Origin of the sequence: Pseudomonas sp. QLc11A (assembly GCF_052112305.1) — a bacterium.
GTDB classification, from domain to species: domain Bacteria; phylum Pseudomonadota; class Gammaproteobacteria; order Pseudomonadales; family Pseudomonadaceae; genus Aquipseudomonas; species Aquipseudomonas laurylsulfatiphila.
This window is the reverse complement of sequence record NZ_JAVAJJ010000080.1, coordinates 1-272: the sequence shown is the minus strand read 5'-3', so window position 1 is coordinate 272 and position 272 is coordinate 1. Positions and strand designations below refer to the sequence as shown.

The following is a 272-nucleotide window of genomic DNA, read 5'->3' as shown; positions in this document are numbered from 1 at the left end:
GGCAACGACGTCTACCAAGGCCCGACCACCGTCACTGAATCCATCAAGGACGCAGTGGGCGGTAACCTGGAACTGGTGTCGCCAAACACAACGCCAGTGACCACCACGGTCAACGATGTCAACGACACCACCACCGTGACCCTGTCCGCCACCCCGAGCGTGGATGAAAACGGCACCATCACCTACACCGCGACCCTGACCGATGCCCAGGGCAAACCGGTCACCGCGCAGAACGGTCCGGTCACCGTGACCCTCGACAGCGGCAAGGTCAT

The 272-nt window shown here is 62.5% G+C and carries 1 protein-coding gene; it reads left to right on the top strand.

Features of this window, described 5'->3' with window-relative positions:
* Positions 1 to 272 (top strand): immunoglobulin-like domain-containing protein (locus Q8X48_RS29980; protein ID WP_407802828.1); only part of this gene is annotated, 272 nt, incomplete at both ends.